General features: G+C 73.5%; 4 protein-coding genes and 1 pseudogene. 2 read left to right on the top strand and 3 right to left on the bottom strand.

Annotated features, from left to right (window positions below):
- The 3 genes from MHW47_RS31495 to MHW47_RS31485 form a co-directional block, all read right to left on the bottom strand.
- Window positions 1-865 (bottom strand): hypothetical protein (locus tag MHW47_RS31495; protein WP_239227280.1); only part of this gene is annotated, 865 nt, incomplete at its 3' end.
- Window positions 866-1,081: 216 nt separating this feature from the next.
- A complete protein-coding gene (glyA, locus tag MHW47_RS31490) occupies window positions 1,082-2,386 on the bottom strand; it encodes a serine hydroxymethyltransferase (RefSeq protein ID WP_239227279.1) in 1,305 nt (434 codons plus the stop codon).
- A 187-nt stretch (window positions 2,387-2,573) separates the two neighbouring features.
- Complete coding sequence (locus MHW47_RS31485; protein ID WP_239227278.1) at window positions 2,574-3,662, bottom strand: Ku protein; 1,089 nt, start codon at window positions 3,660-3,662, stop codon at window positions 2,574-2,576.
- 61 nt (window positions 3,663-3,723) lie between these two features.
- Between MHW47_RS31485 and ligD the strand changes: the two genes are divergently transcribed.
- The gene (gene ligD / locus MHW47_RS31480; RefSeq protein WP_239227277.1) at window positions 3,724-4,617 is read left to right on the top strand and encodes a non-homologous end-joining DNA ligase; all 894 of its coding nucleotides are present in this window, start codon (window positions 3,724-3,726) and stop codon (window positions 4,615-4,617) included.
- 184 nt (window positions 4,618-4,801) lie between these two features.
- Window positions 4,802-5,371, top strand: a pseudogene (locus tag MHW47_RS31475) (PBS lyase); the annotation flags it as partial.

Raw genomic sequence — 5,371 nt, 5'->3', positions numbered from 1 at the left:
CCGGCTGGATGATCGGCGGCGCGGCGGGCCCGCCTCCGAGCACCGCCCGTACGCCGGGGTCCGCGAGCATCTCCAGGGCGCTCGCGGACACGGCGCCGGTGTCCCGGGCCTCGATGGCCCAGCGCAGGGCGTCGTACCGCCCCGTGTCGAATCCGGTGCGCGTGTCCGGCGCGAGCCAGCGCCACCATCGCGGCCGTCCCGACAGGAACGTCTCGTACGCCTCCTCCGCCACGGCCAGGTCGCGCACCTTCTCCAGGAGGGGCACCAGGTCCCGGTTGCGCAGTTCCCTGAGTCCGGCGGCGCAGTGTTCCAGCACCGCCTCGCGCGCCCTGGCGGCCCGTCGGCCGGCCCGGGGCAGGTTCAGCTGGGCCGTCGCGGACTCGACGTCGATCTCGCGGATCGAGGGCCAGACGCCCTCCGGCCATTGCGCTGCGGCGCGGCGGCACGGCTCCAGCGCTCCGGGCAGTTCCCGTTCCGCTGCCGCCTGCGCCGCGGCGTCCGCCCGGAGCGCCTCCACCGGTACGCCGTCCAGGGCCGGCAGACGGCTCCGCAGTCCGTCGAGCCGTCTCAGCTCATCGAGGTGCCCGACCGCGTCCTGCGCCGGAAGGTCTCCCCGGCTCGTCGTCAGCCGGATCAGCTCGTGTGTCTCGGCGCAGGCGGCCACGGCGGCGGCCACCGCCGGGAGGGTGCTGCCGGAGGCAGGCCGGTCCGGGCAGCCCCGCGTCCGGGCCACCTCGGCCACGTCCTCGGCGAAGCGCTGGAGCGCCGCCGGGCCCGCCACGGCGTCCACCCCCAGCGGTTCGAGCAGGAGGGCCAGAGTTGCGGCTCTGAGGCCCGTTCCGTCGTGCGCTGTCCTGCCGTTCACCGCTCCGCCGTCCCCCTTTACGCCCTCCGCGGCGCCCGCCCACGCCCCGCGCGGCCCCGTGTCCTTCGCCGGGTCGTGGGCGCACTCCCCCCGGAGGTGGCGGTGCGGTCGCGGCCTCCTTTGCCGAACAGGCCCTGGGAGCCCGCGTCATGGAGGTCGTCGATCCGCATCAGCGTACCGTCGGCGCCCCTGATTCCACTCCGCCTTGTGCGGGCCTCAGCCGACCGGCAGGCCCGGGGCCGGATACGCGTCCATCAGCTCCTTCACCTCGGCGCGCACCGTCGCGATCTCGGACTCGTCGCCCGCCCGGGCGGCCGTGATCGCGCGGTCGATCCAGGCCGCGACGGTGGCCATCGCCGAGGCGGGGATGCCGCGCGAGGTCAGGGCGGGGGTGCCGATGCGGATGCCGGAGGGGTCGAAGGGCTTGCGGGGGTCGTAGGGGACGGTGTTGTAGTTGACGACGATGCCGGCGCGGTCGAGGGCCTTGGCCGCGGTCTTGCCGGGGATGTCCTTGCCGGTGAGGTCCACCAGGAGCAGGTGGTTGTCGGTGCCGCCGGAGACCAGGTCGAAGCCGCGGGCGGCCAGTTCCTCGCCGAGGGTGCGGGCGTTGGCGACGACCGTGTGGGCGTAGGAGCAGAAGGCGGGGGTGGCGGCCTCGTTCAGGGCGACGCCGATCGCGGCCGTGGTCTGGTTGTGCGGGCCGCCCTGGAGGCCGGGGAAGACGGCGCGGTCCAGGGCGCGGGCGTGCTCGGCGCGGCTGAGGAGCATCGCGCCGCGCGGGCCGCGCAGGGTCTTGTGCGTCGTGGTGGAGACGACGTCCACGTGCGGGGCGGGCGAGGGGTGGGCGCCGCCCGCGACCAGGCCCGCGATGTGGGCGATGTCGGCGACCAGGACCGCGCCCACCTCGCGGGCGATCTCCGCGAAGCCGGCGAAGTCGATCTCGCGGGGCACGGCGGTGCCGCCGCAGAAGATCAGCTTCGGCCGCTCGGCGAGGGCCAGGTCGCGGACCTCGTCCAGGTCGACGCGGCCGGTGTCGCGGCGTACGCCGTACTGGACGCCGTTGAACCAGGTGCCGGTGGCGGAGACGCCCCAGCCGTGCGTGAGGTGGCCGCCCATCGGCAGGGACATGCCGAGGACGGTGTCGCCGGGCTTGAGGAAGGCGAGGTAGACGGCGAGGTTGGCGGGTGAGCCGGAGTACGGCTGGACGTTGGCGTGCTCCATGCCGAAGAGGGCGCGGGCCCGCTCGGTGGTCAGCCGCTCGACCTGGTCGATGACCTGCTGGCCCTCGTAGTAGCGCTTGCCGGGGTAGCCCTCGGAGTACTTGTTCTGGAGCACCGTGCCGGACGCTTCGAGCACGGCGGCGGAGACGTAGTTCTCGCTGGGGATCAGGCGCAGGGTGTCGGCCTGGAGCCGTTCCTCGGCGGCCACCAGGGCGGCGAGTTCCGGATCGGCCGCCGTCAGGGCGGGGTGGCGGGGTGCGGGTACGGACGCGGTCACGGGTTCCTCCCGGGTCGGTCGCATGGCTGCGGCGTGGACCCGGATGCCCAGGCGGACGGCTCTCCGGCATGACACCCCCGGGCGCGCCCGGGGTGTGCCGCTCCCTCGTGGTCGATTCCACTGAGCACCCCGCGAGGAGTGCGCGCCAGTCGCGGCGTCTCGCACCTTACCGGGCGCCCGGGCGCGGCGTGCAAGGGCCGCCGGGAGTGGGTCAGGCGGAAGCGCGTTTGCGGGAGGTGCTGTTCTTCGAGCCCGTCTGCTTCTTCGTGGTCGTCTTCTTGGCGGCGGGTTTCTTGGCCGCGGGCTTCTTCGCCGCCGTCTTCTTGCCCGTCGTCTTCTTGGCGGCCGCCTTCTTCGTGCCGGAGGTGCTCGGCCCGGCGGACGCGGACTTGGCGGTTCCGGAGGACTTCGACGCGGGGGCCTGCTTCTTCGCGGAGTCCGCGGGCTTCTTGCGGTCGGCGAGGGAGGTGACCTCCGCGACGGACTCCCCATCCTCGTCCCCCTCCCCCTCCCCGTCCTCGCCGCGCGCCTCCTTCGCCGCGCGCACGCTGCTCTCCAGGGCCGCGATCAGGTCGATGACCTTGCCGCCGCCCTTGGCGTCCCGGTCGGCCGGTTCCGGGGTCTCGCCCGACGCCTTCGCGGCGACCAGCTCCTCGACCGCCTCGCGGTAGTCGTCGTGCAGCGAGTCCATGTCGACCTCGCCGAGGGTGTCCATCAGGGCGTCCGCGAGGTCCAGCTCCGCGTCGCGGACGGTGACGTCGGACTCGGGGGCGACGCCCTCGGGGGCCCGGATCTCGTCCGGCCACAGCAGCCCGTGCATGGCGATCACGTCGTCCACCACGCGCAGCATCCCCAGCCGCTCGCGCCCGCGCAGCGCGTACTTGGCGAGGGCCACCTTCCGGCTCCGCTTCAGGGCCTCGCGCAGCAGGGTGTACGGCTTGGCGGCCGGTACGCCGTTGGCGGAGAGGTAGTAGGCCGCGTCCATCTGGAGCGGATCGATCGCGTCGGCCGGGACGAACGCGACGATCTCGATGGTCTTGGCGGTGGGCAGCGGCAGCCGGCTCAGATCCTCGTCGGTGATCGGGATCATCGTGCCGTCGGCGTCCTCGTAGGCCTTGCCGATCTCGGCGGACGTCACCTCCTCGCCGTCCAGCTCGCACACCTTGCGGTAGCGGATGCGGCCGCCGTCCTCGGTGTGGATCTGCCGGAACGAGATCGAGTGGTTCTCGGTGGCGTTGACCAGCTTGATCGGGATGCTGACCAGCCCGAAGGAGATGGCGCCGTTCCAGATGGACCTCACCGGTTCACCCCTTGGGTCGGGATATACGAAGAAAGTCTCTTTTGCGTGTGATTCTTATCGTATGACGCCGATCACCGAGGTGGAGGGGCGACGGCTGTCCCTGAGCAACCTGGACAAGGTGCTGTATCCGGCCACCGGCACCACGAAGGGCGAGGTGCTGCACTACTACGCGGCCACGGTGTCCGAGGTGCTGCTCGCCCAGCTCCGGGACCGGCCGGTGTCGTTCCTGCGCTACCCGGACGGGCCGCAGGGGCAGCAGTTCTTCACCAAGAACCCGCCGCCCGGTACTCCGTCCTGGGTACGCCGGACCCCGGTGCCGCACCGCGCGAGCGAGCCCTCCGAGCAGGTGGTCGTCCAGGATCTGGCCTCGCTGATGTGGGCCGCCAACCTGGTGGTGGAGTTCCACACCCCGCAGTGGCGGGCCGCGACGCCCGCCGTGGCCGACCGGCTGGTGTTCGACCTGGACCCGGGGGCGCCCGCGACGGTCGTGGAGTGCTGCCGGGTCGCGCTCTGGCTGCGGGAGCGGCTGGCGGAGGACGGCCTGGAGGCGTACGGGAAGACCTCCGGCGCCAAGGGCCTGCACCTGCTGGTCCCGATCACCCCCACGGACTCGGCGGCGGTGTCGGCGTACGCGAAGGGCCTCGCCGTCCGCGCGGAGCGGGAGCTGGGGGATCTGGTGGTGCACCGGATGCGGCGGGCCCTGCGGCCGGGCAAGGTGTTCGTGGACTTCAGCCAGAACGCCGCCGCCAAGACGACCGCCACGCCCTACACGCTGCGGGCCCGGCCCGAGCCGTCCGTGTCGGCGCCGGTGACCTGGGCGGAGATCGAGGGCTGCCGCTCCCCCGGCGAGCTGGTCTTCCTCGCGGGCGAGCTGGCGGGCCGGCTGGACCGGTACGGCGATCTGCTCGCGCCGCTGGGCGATCCCGCGCGGGCCTGCCCGATTCCGGCACCGTAGCGGCGGTGTCCGCCGCCCCGGCGGAGCCCTCAGGTTGGCCGGTTCACGCCGCAGCCATACCGCACCCAGGGGAGTCTTGTCATGTCTCAGGGCAAATGCGTGCGGGGGGTGGTCGGATTGTCCGGCCCGTGGTGCACACTCTGCGCAGACACTGCTTGCGTGACGTCGGCGGGGAGGCGATGGCGTGTTCGCGGGGATCGACGAGGTCGACTGGGCCTCGATGGAGCATGCCTACGGACCGGCGGACGACGTGCCGGCCCTGCTGCGGGGGCTGGCGTCCCCCGATCCGGCGGAACGCGAACGCGCGCTGGACGGGATGTACGGGGCGGTGCACCACCAGGGCGACGTCTATCCGTGCACGCTCGCCTGCATCCCCTTCCTGCTCGAACTGGTCACCGACCCCGCCGTCCCGGACCGGGGCGACATAGTCGAGCTGCTGACCAGCATCGGCGGCATCGACCTCGGGGAGGACGACGAGGCGGAGCTGGGCGAGGACGAGGCGGAGGGCGCGGCCAACTACGCGATGGCGGCGGCGGCCGTGTCGGCGGGCGCGGGGGTCTTCTTCGGGCTGCTGGCCGACGACGATCCGGGGGTCCGGCAGAGCGCCCCGCTCGCGCTGGCCGCCCTGCACGACGACCCGGCCCGGGTGCTGGCCCTGCTGCGTGCCCGGCAGGCGGCTGAGCGGGACGAGGAGGTACGGCTGGCGCTGGTCGAGGCGGCCGGGCGGCTCGCGCTGCGCCACCGCCCGCTGGCC

Origin of the sequence: Streptomyces sp. OfavH-34-F (genome assembly GCF_022347745.1) — a bacterium.
GTDB lineage: Bacteria > Actinomycetota > Actinomycetes > Streptomycetales > Streptomycetaceae > Streptomyces.
The sequence above is the reverse complement of the archived record's forward strand: the minus strand, read 5'-3'. Positions and strand labels throughout refer to the sequence as shown.

Excerpts from the sequence above, each read along its gene's own strand:
- glyA (WP_239227279.1), bottom strand. The coding sequence starts at position 2,386 with ATGCGACCGACCCGGGAGGAACCCGTGACCGCGTCCGTACCCGCACCC.
- ligD (WP_239227277.1), top strand. The coding sequence starts at position 3,724 with ATGACGCCGATCACCGAGGTGGAGGGGCGACGGCTGTCCCTGAGCAAC.